The sequence below is a fragment of the Kangiella sp. M94 genome, assembly GCF_054926195.1.
The window spans coordinates 1,434,586-1,451,200 of the sequence record NZ_CM142903.1; the positions used below are offsets into that span (position 1 = coordinate 1,434,586).

General features: G+C 42.5%; 14 protein-coding genes. 7 read left to right on the forward strand and 7 right to left on the reverse strand.

The annotated features are described in order from the left end of the window. Positions 1 to 22: 22 nt before the first annotated feature. The 3 genes from ACYTXU_RS06575 to phhA form a co-directional block, all read right to left on the reverse strand. Positions 23 to 1,153 (reverse strand): homogentisate 1,2-dioxygenase, encoded by a 1,131-nt coding sequence (locus ACYTXU_RS06575; RefSeq protein WP_462209288.1) that lies wholly within the window; start codon positions 1,151 to 1,153, stop codon positions 23 to 25. 1 nt (position 1,154) lies between these two features. Then, entirely contained in the window at positions 1,155 to 2,216 is a 1,062-nt protein-coding gene (hppD, locus tag ACYTXU_RS06580) for a 4-hydroxyphenylpyruvate dioxygenase (RefSeq protein WP_462209290.1), read from the reverse strand. A 383-nt stretch (positions 2,217 to 2,599) separates the two neighbouring features. Further along, positions 2,600 to 3,403, reverse strand: a complete 804-nt coding sequence (gene phhA, locus ACYTXU_RS06585) for a phenylalanine 4-monooxygenase (protein WP_462209291.1) — start codon at positions 3,401 to 3,403, stop codon at positions 2,600 to 2,602. Between the two features lie 356 nt (positions 3,404 to 3,759). Here phhA and ACYTXU_RS06590 point away from each other — a divergent pair, with 356 nt between their 5' ends. Then, a complete protein-coding gene (locus tag ACYTXU_RS06590; protein ID WP_462209293.1) occupies positions 3,760 to 5,694 on the forward strand; it encodes a transglycosylase SLT domain-containing protein in 1,935 nt (644 codons plus the stop codon). A 47-nt stretch (positions 5,695 to 5,741) separates the two neighbouring features. On the opposite strand, the gene ACYTXU_RS06595 is transcribed toward ACYTXU_RS06590, so the two are convergent. Next, complete coding sequence (locus ACYTXU_RS06595) at positions 5,742 to 6,950, reverse strand: hypothetical protein (protein ID WP_462209295.1); 1,209 nt, start codon at positions 6,948 to 6,950, stop codon at positions 5,742 to 5,744. 175 nt (positions 6,951 to 7,125) lie between these two features. On the opposite strand from ACYTXU_RS06595, the gene ACYTXU_RS06600 reads away from it, so the two are divergent. The 4 genes from ACYTXU_RS06600 to ACYTXU_RS06615 all read left to right on the forward strand — a co-directional run bounded on the left by ACYTXU_RS06600 (position 7,126) and on the right by ACYTXU_RS06615 (position 11,118). Next, positions 7,126 to 7,425, forward strand: a complete 300-nt coding sequence (locus ACYTXU_RS06600) for a DUF6763 family protein (protein WP_462209296.1) — start codon at positions 7,126 to 7,128, stop codon at positions 7,423 to 7,425. 134 nt (positions 7,426 to 7,559) lie between these two features. After that, complete coding sequence (gene ung, locus ACYTXU_RS06605) at positions 7,560 to 8,225, forward strand: uracil-DNA glycosylase (RefSeq protein ID WP_462209298.1); 666 nt, start codon at positions 7,560 to 7,562, stop codon at positions 8,223 to 8,225. 114 nt (positions 8,226 to 8,339) lie between these two features. Continuing rightward, the gene (locus ACYTXU_RS06610) at positions 8,340 to 9,344 is read left to right on the forward strand and encodes an ABC transporter substrate-binding protein (protein ID WP_462209300.1); all 1,005 of its coding nucleotides are present in this window, start codon (positions 8,340 to 8,342) and stop codon (positions 9,342 to 9,344) included. Between the two features lie 4 nt (positions 9,345 to 9,348). Next, the gene (locus ACYTXU_RS06615; RefSeq protein WP_462209302.1) at positions 9,349 to 11,118 is read left to right on the forward strand and encodes a response regulator; all 1,770 of its coding nucleotides are present in this window, start codon (positions 9,349 to 9,351) and stop codon (positions 11,116 to 11,118) included. Here ACYTXU_RS06615 and ACYTXU_RS06620 read toward each other — a convergent pair. Further along, complete coding sequence (locus ACYTXU_RS06620; RefSeq protein ID WP_462209304.1) at positions 11,090 to 12,499, reverse strand: formimidoylglutamate deiminase; 1,410 nt, start codon at positions 12,497 to 12,499, stop codon at positions 11,090 to 11,092. The two genes, ACYTXU_RS06615 and ACYTXU_RS06620, sit on opposite strands and share 29 nt — an antisense overlap. 62 nt (positions 12,500 to 12,561) lie before the next feature. On the opposite strand from ACYTXU_RS06620, the gene hutI reads away from it, so the two are divergent. Continuing rightward, positions 12,562 to 13,791 (forward strand): imidazolonepropionase, encoded by a 1,230-nt coding sequence (hutI, locus tag ACYTXU_RS06625; protein ID WP_462209305.1) that lies wholly within the window; start codon positions 12,562 to 12,564, stop codon positions 13,789 to 13,791. A gap of 104 nt (positions 13,792 to 13,895) precedes the next feature. Here the strand turns inward: hutI and azu are convergent, their stop codons facing one another. Next, entirely contained in the window at positions 13,896 to 14,321 is a 426-nt protein-coding gene (gene azu / locus ACYTXU_RS06630; RefSeq protein ID WP_462209307.1) for an azurin, read from the reverse strand. A gap of 122 nt (positions 14,322 to 14,443) precedes the next feature. Beyond that, a complete protein-coding gene (locus ACYTXU_RS06635) occupies positions 14,444 to 15,649 on the reverse strand; it encodes an N-formylglutamate amidohydrolase (RefSeq protein WP_462209309.1) in 1,206 nt (401 codons plus the stop codon). Positions 15,650 to 15,858: 209 nt separating this feature from the next. On the opposite strand from ACYTXU_RS06635, the gene hutC reads away from it, so the two are divergent. After that, complete coding sequence (hutC, locus tag ACYTXU_RS06640) at positions 15,859 to 16,590, forward strand: histidine utilization repressor (RefSeq protein ID WP_462209310.1); 732 nt, start codon at positions 15,859 to 15,861, stop codon at positions 16,588 to 16,590. The last annotated feature ends 25 nt before the right edge of the window (positions 16,591 to 16,615 follow it).

The following is a 16,615-nucleotide window of genomic DNA, read 5'->3' on the forward strand; positions in this document are numbered from 1 at the left end:
CAATTGAATGGTTTCGATGAAGTTATTTGCTGGCTTTCCAGCTATTACAATACTCTTCATTCTCTACACTGCTCATCGCATCGGAAACCTCTAAGGCATCACGCGTATCGATCATCACAGCCACTTCATCCGTTTCTTTCTTGGCGTACTTGCGGCCTGCTTCGAATGCTTTCGGGTGTGGGCCATGAGTAAAGCCAGACGGATGGAAGGTGACCATACCAGCATCAATGTTATCGCGGCTAAAGAAATCGCCTGCGTGGTAGAAGAGCACTTCATCAAAATCGTCATTGTTATGGTAGAAAGGTACTTTTAAGGCACCAGGGTCCGACTCAATTGGACGTGGCACAAAAGTACAAATCACGAAGCGACTGGCGACAAAAGTTGTGTGTGCTGATGGTGGCAAATGATAACGATGTGACATCAATGGACGAATATCCCGCCAGTTGATGCGCACAACCGATAAGTCACCATGCCAACCAATTGCATCCAGCGGCGAATAGTTAAAATGAACTTTCGAAATTTGTTCGCGGCGTTTAATCTCTACTGACCATGGCTTGTCATCCTGTTGCGCCAAAAATTTTTCGTTAACGCTTGGCACATCTAACATTGCCGGATCGAAAATAGCCTGAGGACCAACCAAACCTTTTTCAGGCAGCTGATAGCTATCGTTGGTCGCTTCGATCAATAACATGGTCATCGGCTCTTGTGGCTCAAGACGCCACATGGTTCCGCGCGGAATAACCACATAGTCACCATCGCGAATTTCCATATGCCCATAATCGCAGAATAAATCGCCTTTACCCTTATGGATAAAAAGCAGTTCATCGCCATCACCATTACGCGCCAATGCTGGCATTGCTTCAGCACAATCCCAGATACGGAATTTACAGCTGGCATTATGCAACAATTCTTTGGCGCTCCAAGGCGAGAGACTCGCCTTGTCGAGATCATTTAAGTCAAACGCACGTGGGCGCAATGGGCCTTCCCATTTTTCCCACGAGGTTGGCGCACGCTTGTGATGAAAGTGCGCCGTTGGACCAAAGAAACCACTTCGGCCAGCCTCGCGCTCGTAGATTGCCTCTTCCGGCAAATCCGCATGCGCCTGGCGTGAAATGGTTCCTTCCTTATGAGGGAACGCAATCCATTTACGCATCTTAAATTACTCCGCGCTGGATCTGGTCTAATTCGATAGACTCAAACAATGCCTTGAAATTACCCTCACCAAAGCCCTGATTACCTTTACGCTGAATGATTTCGAAGAAGATAGGACCAATCACAGTATTGGTAAAGATCTGAAGCAAGATGCCTTCTTCATGATCCAATGAGCCGTCAATCAAAATACGGTTTTTACGTAATACATCAACATCTTCATGATGCTCAGGAATACGCTTTGGAATCATATCGTAGTAGGTGTCTGGTGTATCCATGAACTTCATACCGCCGGCACGAAGATCTTCAATGGTTTTATAAATATCGTCTGTTGACAGCGCGATATGCTGAATACCTTCACCATTGTATTCTTTCAAGAACTCTTCAATTTGTGACTTCTCATCGGAAGATTCATTAATCGGAATACGCAACTTGTTGCATGGGCCGGTCATTGCTTTTGAGAATAGACCCGTTTGCTTACCTTTAATGTCAAAGTAGCGGATTTCGCGGAAGTTGGCGATGTTTTCATAGAACGTTGCCCAAACATCCATACCACCACGCTTAACGTTATGCGTTAAATGATCAAGGGTAAGTAGGCCTCTGCCTTTAGGGAATTTCTCGACACCTTCATAGTACTCAAAATCATCATCATAGAAACTGTTTGGCTTATTGCCCCATTTATCAATGAAGTAAAGTACCGAACCACCAATACCATAAACTCCTGGATGAGACATATGCTCTTCCTTATCAAAAGGCTTAGCACCTTTTTCTACTGCATAATCAAAGGCTTTTTGCGCATCGGCTACACGCCATGCCATAGCACAGGCACAAGGGCCATGATCTTTGCTAAACTCATGGAAGTAGCCACTCATTTCGCTGTTCACAATAAAGTTGATGTCGCCCTGACGGAATAACACGGCATTTTTCGATTTATGCTTGGCGATTTCAGTAAAACCAAGTAATTGAAATAGTTCTTTTAACTTCTGTACACCCTCTTCATTGGGCGCTGTATACTCAACGAACTCAAAACCATCGGTGCCTAGCGGGTTAAATGTTGTATCAGTCATGTTTGACTCCTAAATCTAATGAGAGGCTTAACTCTTTTCATCTAAGCCTCGAATTTAAAGCTATGCGGCGAATTCGAACTATCTTGTACTGACATTCGCCCATTTAAAGGGTTGGTCCATAATTTTAATAACTCGATGAAAGATTACAGACCTGGCGCATGAAATCATACGCTAAGAAAACTGAACGCTAGCTCCATTGAGCGCGAATTTGGTCGGCAACGATAAACGTTGGTGTGATTTGTTTGGTAAACATCAATAACATATAGTCTTTTGCCCTGTAACAGCTTGATTTTAAAGTAGCTATTTACGATCCCTTCATTATGCAACAGCCCGCCAATATTAACAATATCGCGGGCTGCTTAAGTAGAATGTTCAGCTATATGTTAGCTGGCCATTTTCTCTTCTTTGGGTGGAAACAAAGGTTTATGTAAACCTAGGCGTTTAGCCTCTTGCACCATCGACATGACATCAGACTTAGCTAAATCAAACAACTGCTTGAAGTCATCAATTACAAAATACTGTGGCTGCATGATATCAATACGATACGGTGTCCGCAGGATATCAATCGGATCAAATGGCTTACGAATGACGTCCGGATTTTCCAGACTATGTGGCGTCTCGCCAATCGAGGACAAGATACCACCACCGTAAATACGCTGACCTTCTGCAGTATTGACTAAACCAAACTCAACGGTGAACCAGTAGAGTCGTGCTAAGAAAACACGATCTTCTTTCGAAGCTTCATAACCTAACTTGCCGTAAGTGCTGGTAAATTCTGCAAAATAAGGATTGGTCAACATGGCGCAATGGCCAAAAATCTCATGAAAAACATCAGGTTCTTGCAAATAATCCATTTCCTCTCGGGTACGAATAAAAGTCGCACACGGGAATTTTTTATCTGCTAATAAAGCAAAGAACTTGTCAAAATTGATTAACGCCGGAACCCAGGCGACTTCCCAGCCGGTTTCCTTTCTAAGCACGCTGGAGACTTCTTCTAACTGTGGAATGCGGTCTTTAGGTAAATTAATCTTATCAAGACCTTCGAAATATTCAGGACAGGCACGACCTTTAATCAGTTTTTCCTGGCGTGTGATTAACTCATGCCAAACCTGATGTTCTTCGTCTGTGTAGTGAATAAAGCCATCTTCATCCATTGGACGAGCTTTATACTTGGTACCTGTACCCATGTAATTACCTCTTCAATGTTTCAATTAGTTTATCTAACCCTATATCTCTAACTTCGCGCATCACGCGGCACATTATCAATACCTTGGACCACGAAAACAAGTAAAAATTGCCAAACATTTCAATTAACCGGTGGAACTTTTAAGTGACCTGCAATACTAAAGTTTAGTAACACTTTTCACGATCATTTAACTTCAAGTAGGCACTACTTCTTGTTATAAACTCATCGTCAATTAATTTATCAATAGAGCTCTAAAACTTAACTAACCAATGCAAAATAATCAAACTAGCGTATTCTATAAGAACCTAAGTCTAACTAGCGTAACGATGCAACCCGTCAATCAAGGATGTCACGACAATGCGTAAAATTACGATTGCCTTATCCCTTACTATTGTAACCTTTTTTAATTCAGCACAGGCCAAACCAGCCTACAGCCCTGATCAAGAAGCCTTTTTACAAGCTGAAGAAGCGTTTAAGCAGGGAAACTTGACTGAGTATCAAAAACTAAAAAAAAGTCTTGCTCATTATTCACTTCTCCCCTATCTCGAATATGAGGAAATTAAAGAAAAGCTCAATAAAAACAGTCATCAGCAAGTCGATGACTTTATTCAGAAATACGATTCTTCGCCACTGAGCAGCCGCCTGCGCTGGGACTATATTCGACTATTAGCCAAAGCTAAAAACTTCGATCTAATGACAAAATACTACTCCTTTGGCTCAGTCACCAGTTATGACTGCCTGCTTTTAAGTCATCAACTCAAACAAGGCAAACCAATCAGCGCTTTATCCGAACAGATCTCCAATTTATGGAATGTGTCAAAATCCCAACCCAAGGAATGCGATAGTGTTTTCGAAAAGTGGATTGACAACAACCAGTTACAACAGGATGTTGCCTACCAACGGTTTTATCAAACGGCGCACGAAGGCCCAATAGGTTTGCTGAGTTATCTCAAGCGCTACTTGCCACGTGATGAACAGTATTTAGCCGACCTCTGGCTGAAAGTTAGACGTAACCCGACAGTGGTTACTCGTTCAAACTTTTTCCCGGGAAAGAATCCGGAAAAAGAAGCCCCCATCTTAGTCTACGCAGTTAAGCGATTAGCATGGGACGATCGCGATGATGCTTATAGTGCCTGGAAACGAACACAAAACCGTGTTCCTCTGGCTGGAGCCCATAAGTCCGATGTAGAACGAACCTTATTTCTGGCTCTAGCGACAGAGAACAATCCCAAAGCCATTGATATGGCAAAAGATAACATCAAGGATTACCTAGATGATGCTCTAGTAAACCACTGGAAACTCGTCACTTTTTTACGAACTCAAGACTGGAAAACCATTACAGAACTGTATGAAATATTACCCTTTGAGCAACAAAGTAACGAACAGTGGCGTTATTGGTACGCAGTAGCTCTGGAAGAGCTGGGACAAAAGGAAGAAGCTCAAATACTCTTAGCGGAGCTGGCAAAAGAGCGAGATTACTATGGATATAAGGCCGCTACGCGCTTACAGCTTCCCATTCAGCTTAATCATGCACCTCTAATCATCCCAGATGAAATAATGGACTCTGTCCGCCAGTCAGCCAATGTCGAAAGAGCACGTGAGTTATATGCTATAGGACACTACCTTGACGCTACTCGAGAATGGCGTAGCTTACTGAGTAAGTTGCAAACCCCTGAAGAAATCCAGGCAGCAGCAGTGATTGCTAATGAATGGGGTTGGTATAACCAAAGTATCCTGACAATTGCTAAAGCACAACTCTGGGATGACACTGATATTCGCTTCCCCACCGCCTTCAAAGAAGATTACATTAATATAGGCAAACAAGTACAACTGCCGCCGCACTGGCTAATGGGTGTTGCGCGACAAGAAAGCGCTTATGGACCGAGAGCAGTCTCACCAGCAGGAGCCTATGGACTGATGCAAGTAATGCCAGGAACGGCCAAAACTTTCGCCAAAAAGTTCCAAAGCTCCTACAAGCATCGTAGCGACTTGTTAGATCCCGCTATTAACATTCAGATGGGGAGCCGCTATCTACAGATGCGTTTTGAAGAACTTGAGCAGAACCCTGTTTATGCATCTGCTGCTTACAACGCTGGCAAAAGTAGAATTGAGGAATGGAAACAGTATGGCAGGTATCCCACTGAAATCTGGATCGAAGCCATTCCTTATACCGAGACTCGTGATTACATAAAACGTGTTATGACCTATCGGCAAATTTATGCACTGAAACTCGGGCTTGATGACGATATTTTTGAGTATATTTTGAGCACTGAAACTGGCGATACAAAATAATAAGGCGCAACACTAGCGCCTTATTATGAGTTCTATCTGTCAATTAACTAAAAATATCTCTCAAAGGTTATCGATAAATAATCATCATTTCTAAATGGGTAAAGCATGCTATCCATTGGCCTGGTTTCGTCAATTCCCTCGAACCATCGCCCTTCGATCACCAGCTTCCAACTATCGCCGAGTCGGCGACTGGCTTCGAGGTTAATAAACTGTTGGTTTTCCGCATATGAGTACCCCAACAACACTTCTGTCGATGGAATATCATTCATGGCCAAGCGTAGGCCTCCTACCCAGATATCTTCCTGTCTGAAGCCACCGGGAAGTACGTCACGGGAATCATACTGATATTCCATGATAACGCCCAAGTCTGCACCTGATTCAGTAATACCATAAAATGAATATTCAAACCCACCGACTGCTGCCGAGTAACGATCTTGCTCAAAGCCTGAGCGAGACATGGCCTCAAGCTTCCATAACCAGGCTCCTTTGGTTGCTTGAACATCGATACTGGTTTGATCAATAGTCACATAAACAGGTCTTAACTTTGGATCCATTGGATTGCTACTGTCTAGAACAAATTGGGGATCACGGCTGGTTCCAGAAAAGTGTGCAATTCCGATATCCCAGTCCCCGATCCATTGTGACCAGCGAATAGCACCATCCAACCGAGACTGCCCTTCTGGATCCGCATAGATCGGATTATCAGTATCAATCACATACGGAAAACGCAAACGTCCATCCTCACCGGCAAACGTTCGTTCTCGAAAACCAGGTAAAGCGAAAATACTCAATAAGCCCCAATCGCGTTCTGTGGACAGGGCAACCATCGGTTGGCCTAATTTATCTTCACCATCGATATTCTCAACAAAATCAGTTTGGTTGATGATGTCAACTAAATGCTGAGACTCTGCCACTCCCCAGAACACCTTACCAATACCCGCTCTAACTTCCCATTCATCGCCGACGTATTGCAGCATTAGCTCACGAATATCACCGTGCGTACGTTCACTGTCCATACTGTCCCAGCGAAAAAATGGTTTGAAGGTAATGCTTAAATTGTGTTCATCCCAGCGGTGGTAAAAGTCAGGCTCAACCATGACCGATGCCAGTTCCTGACCTTGCCCTGAATCTCCCTCTTCAAAGTAGTAGCGAGCTTCAGTAGCCACAACACCACGCCACTCAGCAGAAAATGTTGGTAAACAGAATAAAATCAATAAGCTAGAAATGTAGAATTTCTTTAAATTATAGTGGGACATTGTTTCCATACTAGTTGGTCTGTAATTTGCGCCCATTGTAAATAATGATGTGGTCAAATACCAGCAAGGTTTCTTTAGTAATCCAGGTCGCATAATAGACAATATCAATAGTCAGGGTCGTGCATTTTTTGAGCAATGTGCTACTCTGAATACTCACATAAATTAAGGAGGTCACATGGCACAAGAACTACTGCCCCAGCGTGGCCATTGGTATAAACGCGCGGATTTAAACGCTATCTTTGAAGTCGTCGCATTAGATGACGATGAAGGAACCATTGAAGTTCAGTATTTCGGTGGTGAAGTCGAAGAATTAGACTTAAACAGTTGGGAATTACTCGAATTAAGTCAAGCAGCGGCACCAGAAGATTGGAGCGGCGCCTTAGAAGTGGATGATTATACCCTTGGCGACGAGTTAGAATTAGCGCCCAGTTCGCTGGATGATGTACTTAATATCATCGATTCTAACGACGTTTGAATATTACAGTTTCTGTCTAATGGAAACATTGGCTCAATGCGCCTTCAGAAAATCAACTACCTAGCAATATCTCTGGTCATCACAAAACCATAAGTTATAATCAACATCATCAATCAGACCGACTAGAAAGAATAATGTCAAAGTCCATCACCAACTGGACAGAAGCACTCGCCCCAGTAAAAAAACAACCTTTTTTCCCCAAATTAATGGCTTTTGTACAATCAGAGCGGCAATCGGGCAAGGTTATTTACCCACCTCGGGAACAAGTATTTTCAGCACTTGAGCAGACGCCATTCCAACAGGTTAAAGTGGTTATCTTAGGCCAGGATCCCTATCATGGTCCAAAACAGGCCAACGGCCTTTGCTTTTCGGTCAATCCCGGTCAGCCACTTCCACCATCGTTACGAAATATCTATAAAGAGCTAGCAAACGACTTAAACTGCCCACCACCAGAAGATGGCGATTTAAGTCGCTGGGCGAAACAGGGAGTGTTGCTGCTTAATACGGTGCTAACGGTAGAAGCCGGTCAGGCAAACTCGCACAAAGGCAAAGGCTGGGAGCTTTTTACTGACGAAGTTATAAGAAGCCTTAACCAGGCTATTCAGCCCATCGTTTTCCTGTTGTGGGGCTCACATGCACAAGCTAAATCCTGCTTGATAAATAACCCCAAACACACTATCTTAACCGCTCCGCATCCGTCGCCGCTATCGGCACATCGCGGATATTTCGACTGTAAGCATTTTTCTAAAACAAATCAAATACTTGTCGAAAACAAACAAACACCTATAGAATGGATATAACCTTGCCTGCAATAGATAAGGTTAGCCTTGGATTGAGCTATTAGGATACCTCAACCATAGACTCTGATATTACTGCGCATGATTAGCAAGGAATATTACAAATATTGAAGGATTATGAACTGCTTTTTTAGAGCTTTGAAAACAACTACCAATCTGCTTATAGCTTTAGCACTATTTGCGGGTGGGCACCACTTTGCCTATGCAGCGCAAACTCAGGACAACGTCCAGACAAGCCCGCAACAAACAGCTCCGAAAAACATTACCATTATTGCCCAGCACTTTTCGAGTCATTATTCAACCATAGCTAAAAGTTTATCCTTATCTTCTCTTGCTAATGATTACAAAGTGACCAATATTTCTTTAGAAGATTGGAAACGGCAAAAACCTCAATCCGAACTCATTATTAGTTTGGGCCCAACACCACTAGCCGAACTGCTCAAGTCGGAACATAAAGAACCCGTCTTAGCAGCATTAATTACCTTTCAGGACTGGAAAGAACTGACTAGCAAATACTCTCCTCCACAATCGGTCAGTGCAATCTTTTATGATCCTGACCCAAAGCGACAAATTATTCTGGGTAAGCTATTATTACCTTTATCTAAGTCTGTAGGTGTAATGTACTCCATGAACACCCCCTATTTTCTGGAAGAATATAAAAACAGCTTAGAGTCACTTGGATTGACATTACAGACGACACAGATAAAGCAAACAACAGAAGTAGCCGGTCAATTTCCAGCCTTAGCTCAACAGGCTGACTTTATTATTGCGCAGCCAGACCCGGTCATTTATAACAGCCAAACCCTGCCAAGGGTGCTGTTAAGCAGCTACCGCCAAAGAAAGGTTATCATTGGCTACTCGACAGGATTGGTCAATGCTGGAGCAGTGGCAACCACCTACACAACACCAGAAATGCTGGTTACCGATATTAGAGAATCAGCACTAGACATTTTAAACAATAAATTTACGAACTTTACTAGACATAGCAAATACTACGATATCAAATATAACAATGAAGTTGCGCGCTCTTTGGAACTGGAAACAATTTCCAAACAGCAGTTACAATCACAGATAGACAAACTCATTACCGAAGTAGATCGGTCAACTGACTCTAAAAGGTAACGCTTTGAAACGTGCCAAGTATGTTAACCAATATAATTTTGCTTTTATTATTGCAGTCATAGCCCTGCTTCTAATAAGCAACTATCTGTTTACTAAAGCTAGTAAAGCACAACATTTCTACCAACAACAGAACTTGAGTCAATCAATACTTGCCAATTTAACTATTGAACTTGAATACGGATTATCGTTTGGTAACAAAGTTGATCTTAAAAACTCGTTAGAGGCGCTCAGAGACAATAATGGGGTTGCCATGATTACTGTCTTAGACAACCAAAAAAACATCATGGCGCAGCTTGATAACCGCGATATTTTATCGATTCCAAATGATACGCAACTCATTAATTTCACCCAGCCAATCGACCAGACGCACAACAGCTCTTTAAGTGACTCACTGCTTATAAATGAAGAAATTTTACGTAATGTCAAACTTGAGCGACGACTTGGCGAAGTGACATTAGGTATGACTCCCCTATCCTTTAGCCCGGCCATTGAGGACTTGGAGACCAACCGCACTATCTTTAATATTTTGATCATTCTTTTGATGGCGCTGTTGTGGGTCTATATGTATTTCCGATTAAGCTATACCAGCCGAATCATGAAAAAAATTACTGACTCTCTGAATCGGTCAGTACTCCCAAAAAACATTCTTTACAGTAGCAAAACACAGGAAACCCAAGCTTTAATTAAAGCAATTATCGATATATTTCTTAATAATAAGAATCTTGAGCATCAACTAACGCTACTCAAAACTGAAGTCACTCAGGCAAGACGTGATGCGAATACGGAGCTACAGGAGTTTCTCGGCTTCTTACTTGAGAACCCTATCCAGCATGATGACGAAATGATTCAGTTATTTTATCAATCCATCACTCAGCACATAGGTGATCGCAAAAGCTCAATCTGGTCAAGAGATTTACTAAAGCAGATCATTACAGAGCTATCCAGACAAGCAAAAAACAATCAGGTGACCATCTACGATTCGTATAGCGGCGATCGTATTAACCGCCAATTAATCATCGATAAAGATAACTTTAAACGCTTCTTGCTACTGCTATTGTCTGAACTTATAAAGGTGTGCAGTGGTCATGAACTGAGGCTTTCCTTCGATCAGCGCCAAGCGATAAAAGACAATACGATCCTCAGAATTTCTATTGCATCGGAGGCTGATAACTTTATTAATGCTATCAACTCGCAAAGTCTCTTCCAATTTATGCACGATGCCCCAATCACAAGTTACAGCAATAATGTTCACTTAATTGCCGCAAAACACCTACTACGAAAATTTGGTGGCGAGTATTTCTACTTCGAAAAAGAAGTTAGAATCGAGATACCCGTTGCGACTTTAGCTGGGGAAGCTCCAGAGGTTATGACTGAGAGTGTGAACCCAATTGAAACTGACATCAGCGCCTTAATTTTCGACTCGGATCCCATCGACAAAATGGTGCTAATGGGATACCTGGAAAAACTCGGTGTAGCAACCGAAAAAGCCTCAGCCAAACAGGTGGTTCTACAAAAAATTCGTCATGAAAAATTTAATGTTATTATGGTGAACTCAGACTTCTTTAATGAACCCGATCCCTTTTTCTTCACGAATTTTGAAAGCGAGCTTAGCAATCAACTCGAACAAACCAAGATATTAGTCATCAGCAGTGACTCAAGCGTTCAAAATACCGAACTATTCAAATCTTTAAATGCCCACTATCTTGCAAAACCAATTGATATTAATGAACTTAAAAGTATGCTGCTTAATTTATGTACTGACGCAGGCGACTAATGGTTTTCCGATACTGCGTCTTAATTTTATCTTCGTTCCTATGTAATCCATCTTTTACCCAACATTGACCATTAACCCACACTGAGCGAATCACATCATTACTAAACTGATGGTTAAAGATAAATGCATCGAGAAGTTCATCATCGCTTTTTCCTAATAGCGCTAAATTCTCAGGATTCAACTCAATAAAGTCCGCTTTGTTGCCAACTTTAATTACCCCTGCCTGCCGACCAAGTGATTGAGCCCCTGCTGCTGTAGCCTGTTGCCATAACCACAAGCCATTAGAACTGTGCTCAGCTTCAACCAACATCGTGCGTGACTGACGCGCTAAACGCTGTTGATATTCAAGCCAACGCAATTCCTCAGTTGCATCAACTGATATATGGCTATCGCTTCCGACCGACCACCTCCCCTGATGCGATTTATAATCCAGCATTGGGAAAAAACCGTCGCCCAGGTTTGCCTCAGTGGTAGTGCAGATTGCAACCACTGCATTTGACTCAGCCACGCGTCGAATCTCTTGCGATGTCATATGAGTTGCATGAACCAAACACCAGCGTTCATTCACATCAAGATTATCCAGAAGCCATTCGACAGGTCGCTTGCCATGAAACTCCAGACTGTCATTCACTTCCTTCATTTGCTCGGCGATATGGATATGAATGGGTGCCTTATCATTAAGCGTGTTTAAATGGTCAATTGCGAAACTTAAGTCCTGCAGGTTCACAGCGCGAAGTGAATGAGGAGCAATACCAAAAGACTGCTGATATTGCTTGGACAAACTAGCCACATTATCAATCAATGCTGCATAAGCTTGTTGGTCGTGAATAAAGCGCTTTTGGCCAAGATTAGCAGCCTGATCACCAAAACCACTGTACCGATAAAACACAGGTAGTAATGTCAGACCAATACCAGACTCTTTTGCTGACTCGAAAATTCGCTGCGACATTTCCGCAGGATTGTCGTAGCTAGCTCCGTTAGTGTTATGGTGTAGATAATGAAATTCACCAACAGAGGTATAGCCCGCTTTCAGCATCTGCATATAAAGCGCCGATGCAATTGCCTGTAAATCTTCAGGGCTGATAGCATCGACAAAGCCGTACATAGCCTGACGCCAGGTCCAGAAGCTATCGCCGCCCTTGCCACTCTTTTCGCCTAGGCCCGCCATCGCCCATTGAAAGGCATGAGAGTGGCTGTTGGGTAGACCAGGAATCACACTGCCCCGTAACTGTTCTCCAGAAAAATCAGAATCAAGTTGCGTATCAGGTTTCAATTCTAATATAACGCCATTACAATCTAGCTTGATTAAAACATCTTTAGCCCAACCTGATTCGGTGAGGAGATGTTTGGCAAACAGTTGCTTATCATTGTTTTCAGGCATAATAGCGTCAATCCAAAGTTGAAAGTAAAGTTAAAAAACGAAAAGTTAAACGAGATCATAATATGAGCCACGCAGAAACGAAACCCTTTGATTACCTTATTCATAACGTTAATATCGCTACCATGGCCAATAGCAATGAGTATGGGATCATTAACAACGCCTGTGTTGGTGTAAAGTCAGGGATGATTCGCTTTATTGGCACCCCGGAACAATTGGAGCACCCCAATGACTTGGAGCACAATGCTGAGAACTTAGTTAATGCACATAATCAATGGTTAACGCCGGGCCTAATTGATTGTCACACACACCTGGTTTATGGCGGAAACCGTGCCAGTGAATTCGAAATGCGCTTAAATGGTGCGGATTATGAAGAAATTGCCAAAGCTGGTGGCGGCATTCTTTCTACTGTTCGCGCAACTCGTAATGCAAGCGAGCAAGAATTATTTGATAGTGCCTCAAAACGATTGACGTCATTATTAAAAGAAGGCCTGACTACTATTGAAATTAAATCCGGTTATGGCCTTGATACGGAATCAGAAATTAAAATGCTAAAAGTCGCCAAACGGCTGGGTAAGGAATTTCCAGTTCGAGTGACAACCACCTTTCTAGGTGCTCATGCACTGCCAGAAGAATACAAGGAACGTGACGATGACTATATTGATCTAGTCTGCAATGAAATGCTTCCCACAATTGCTGAACTTGAACTGGCCGATGCTGTTGACGCCTTTTGTGAAAATATTGGTTTCAGCTATCAACAGACACAAAAAGTCTTTGAAACGGCCAAACAATTGGGCCTCCCTGTCAAGCTGCACGCCGAACAATTGTCCGATCAATCAGGCGCAGGGCTTGCTGCAGATTACAATGCTCTTTCTGCCGATCACCTTGAGTATTTATCACAAGACTCCATTGAGAAGATGGCCAAAAGTGGTACGGTCGCAGTACTGTTGCCCGGAGCTTACTATTTCCTACGAGAAACCAAACTTCCACCTATCCAAGCGCTTCGTGATGCCAAAGTGCCAATGGCAATCGCCACTGATAGCAACCCCGGCACATCGCCTGCAGAATCCATTTTGTTAATGCTTAATATGGCCTGTACCTTCTTTAGAATGACACCGCTTGAATCTCTACAAGGAATAACCATCAATGCAGCAAAAGCACTAGGACTTGAAAAGGAAGTTGGTTCCATTGAAGTTGGAAAAAAAGCCGATATGGTATTGTGGGATATTGATCATCCCAATCAATTAAGCTACCAGCTTGGAGGCAGTAACTGGGTGCGAACGTTTAAGGGTTAAGTCTTTAACGCAAAGCTTTTAAAGTTAACATCCACAAAAAAAGAGCGCTCAAAGCGCTCTTTTTACATTGTTGTAGTTAGCTTAATTTAAGATGACTCAACAACCTATTCTACTATGATGACACCTTTCATCATGAAAGAGTGACCAGGGAAACTACAGATAAACTCGTAAGTACCCTTCTCTTTCAAAGTGAACGTAATAGTATCGCTTTCACCGCCACCAATGACTTTCGTGTGCGCTAAAACACTATCGTTTCCTTCTGGAATATAATCATTGGCTTTAGCCTGAATTGCAGCGTTGGAAAAGGCTTGAACATCGGTTCCTTGCGCTAACACCACAAAGTTATGGCCCATAACGTCTTTTCCTAACTTACCTGTGTGATTCAAGGTCAACTTTACCTCTTCACCAGCCTTGACTTTGATTTCACTGACGTCAAATTTCATAGCATCGTTACTGTTCACAACAACATCTTTTGCAAACAGAGGCATAGCAAATAAAGCTAGAAAAACTGTTAATAAAATATTACGCATTTTGTCACCTTTCAGGTTAGATTAAACACGCATTCAGGATACCAGTTTAGTCTGAATAAGACATGAATTTGAGCACATTTTCACGGTATATCTTTTCATAAATAAATCGAAATAGATTACTTCTAGTTATGCAAAGACAGGCTCAATTCTTTGAACAGCTTTGCAATAACCTGTTGCACACTCTGGGTCTTCGCCTTATCCAGTAAACGCAATTGCTCATTAAGATAAGTAATCTGCGAAAGTTCAAGCTGCAAACAGTAAACTTGATTGTCAGGATCAGCGTAATGGCGAGTAATATAACCACCCTTGAATCGACCATTGATGATTTTGCTATACTGCCGGCTATCGAAATTTTCTAAAACTTTTGCAAGCGACTCATTAAGGGTTTCACCGCTATTGCTACCGAAATTAAAGTCTGGCAACTGCCCCTCAAAAAAGCGCGGCACTTCCGATTGAATGGTATGAGCTTCAAACAACAAACAAAAGCCATGCTGCTTTTTGGCGTTCTCAATTAAGCGTACTAACTGGTCATGATAGGGTTGCCAATATAGCTCTACCCGACGTTGTATCTCTGCACTAGTCGGCAACTTTTCTTCAGCATATAAGGGTTCACGATCAAAATTGCTGGTTGGACATAACTCCGTATTGTCAGCGCCGGCGTAGAGAACTTCGCCCGATTTGTCACGATTCAAATCAATCAGATAGCGCGAGTAATTGGCATTGATTCGAGTTATTCTCATCTCATCCAAAAAACTGTACAAATCGACCAGATACCAGTCGGTATCAGCACTGTCGTAAGCTGCAGGCTGCATTTGCTTGATCACATCATATGGAATAAATTGGCCATGATGTGGCATGGACACAATAATCGGAGACTCGTATTGCTGGCAGTCAAAAACAGGATAGTCAGCAGCTTGTAGCTTTAAGGTCGCCCTATCCAAAGCCAATTTGTCCGGTTCAACGAAGTCTTGACGCGCTCGCTGAGAATCAACCACCTCTGGTGAGTAGTAGATATTAAGCAATGACTTGGCATCCCTCATTAAGATGCCACAACGTGCTTCAACCTCATCCCAAGATTCACTGTTCAAATACCATTTGACCTGCAACAGATAATCAATGAAGAAATCGGTCAGTGTTCTGTGGTACTTATCTTCCACGCCAAGCGCTTGAGTCAGTTTAATGAGGCCCTGGTGAATCTTCTCACGAGCTATATTGATCGAGTAACGGTTAATATAGAACCAGGCAACTCGCAAGTGGTTGCGATGATTAAAGTCACTCGCCGCAATAGACTGGGATTCAAATTGTTTAATTAACTCATTGATATTCATATAGTAGCTAAATTCTCTTAAGTTTAGATGTTCAACGTTAAGGAAGTTTATTGATAAAAAATTGGTTACTGGAGTTGCTTTTAAGCAGTGTTTTTGGTTGTATATACAACCTAGCATACAAGATTGATTTTATTAGTCAAACAGACTCTAACCGGCTACTTGGAAAATGAGCTGAAACTGACTGATAACTAACAATATAGGCTCCAACAATGACTGAACAGAATACTCGCCTTTATGTCACGGTGAAAGAGTTTATTAAGCAAGGCATTGAACAGCAACGCTGGAAAGAACACAAGCGTGTACCTTCTGAAAATGAACTGGTTGAAACCTGCAAAGTGAGTCGTATGACAGCACGTCGTGCCCTTGATGAGCTTACGGAAGAAGGCGTTCTCTATCGGGTTCAAGGGCGTGGTACTTTTGTCGCCCCCAAGAAACTCTATTCTCCGATGCTCAAGATTCGAAATATAGCGGAGGAAATTATAGAAAGAGGCGGTTATTACTCGAATGAGCTCATTTTGTTGCAGAAAGAACACTGCCCTATTCACCTGCTGGATCGCTTTGAAATTGAAGAAGGTGATGATATCTACCACTCAATTATGGTCCATAAAGATAGCGATAAACCTATTCAAATTGAGCAGCGTTATGTTAACCCAAAGGCTGCACCTGATTATTTGAAGCAAGATTATGCACGGATCACCCCCAATGTGTATTTATCCAAAGTTGCACCGTTAACCGAAGCGGAGCACCAGATAGAGGCTCGCGAAGCCGATCCTTTCATGCAAGTCACGCTCAAGCTTCAAGAAAATGAGCCTGTGTTATGCATTGATCGAGTGACCTGGTCAAATGATACATTGGTCAGTTACAGCCAGCTCTATCACCCTGCGAGTCGCTTCCGTATTACCGGACGCTTTAAAACCGAACATCAATTAACTGAGCTATAAAGAGCTCAATAAAGAGGATATGAAT

Coding starts and splice junctions, on each gene's coding strand:
- ACYTXU_RS06575 (WP_462209288.1), bottom strand. CDS start 1,153: ATGCGTAAATGGATTGCGTTCCCTCATAAGGAAGGAACCATTTCACGC.
- ACYTXU_RS06610 (WP_462209300.1), top strand. CDS start 8,340: ATGAACTGCTTTTTTAGAGCTTTGAAAACAACTACCAATCTGCTTATA.
- hppD (WP_462209290.1), bottom strand. CDS start 2,216: ATGACTGATACAACATTTAACCCGCTAGGCACCGATGGTTTTGAGTTC.
- ACYTXU_RS06635 (WP_462209309.1), bottom strand. CDS start 15,649: ATGAATATCAATGAGTTAATTAAACAATTTGAATCCCAGTCTATTGCG.
- phhA (WP_462209291.1), bottom strand. CDS start 3,403: ATGGGTACAGGTACCAAGTATAAAGCTCGTCCAATGGATGAAGATGGC.
- ACYTXU_RS06620 (WP_462209304.1), bottom strand. CDS start 12,499: ATGCCTGAAAACAATGATAAGCAACTGTTTGCCAAACATCTCCTCACC.
- ung (WP_462209298.1), top strand. CDS start 7,560: ATGTCAAAGTCCATCACCAACTGGACAGAAGCACTCGCCCCAGTAAAA.
- ACYTXU_RS06595 (WP_462209295.1), bottom strand. CDS start 6,950: ATGTCCCACTATAATTTAAAGAAATTCTACATTTCTAGCTTATTGATT.
- ACYTXU_RS06590 (WP_462209293.1), top strand. CDS start 3,760: ATGCGTAAAATTACGATTGCCTTATCCCTTACTATTGTAACCTTTTTT.
- ACYTXU_RS06600 (WP_462209296.1), top strand. CDS start 7,126: ATGGCACAAGAACTACTGCCCCAGCGTGGCCATTGGTATAAACGCGCG.
- hutI (WP_462209305.1), top strand. CDS start 12,562: ATGAGCCACGCAGAAACGAAACCCTTTGATTACCTTATTCATAACGTT.
- azu (WP_462209307.1), bottom strand. CDS start 14,321: ATGCGTAATATTTTATTAACAGTTTTTCTAGCTTTATTTGCTATGCCT.
- hutC (WP_462209310.1), top strand. CDS start 15,859: ATGACTGAACAGAATACTCGCCTTTATGTCACGGTGAAAGAGTTTATT.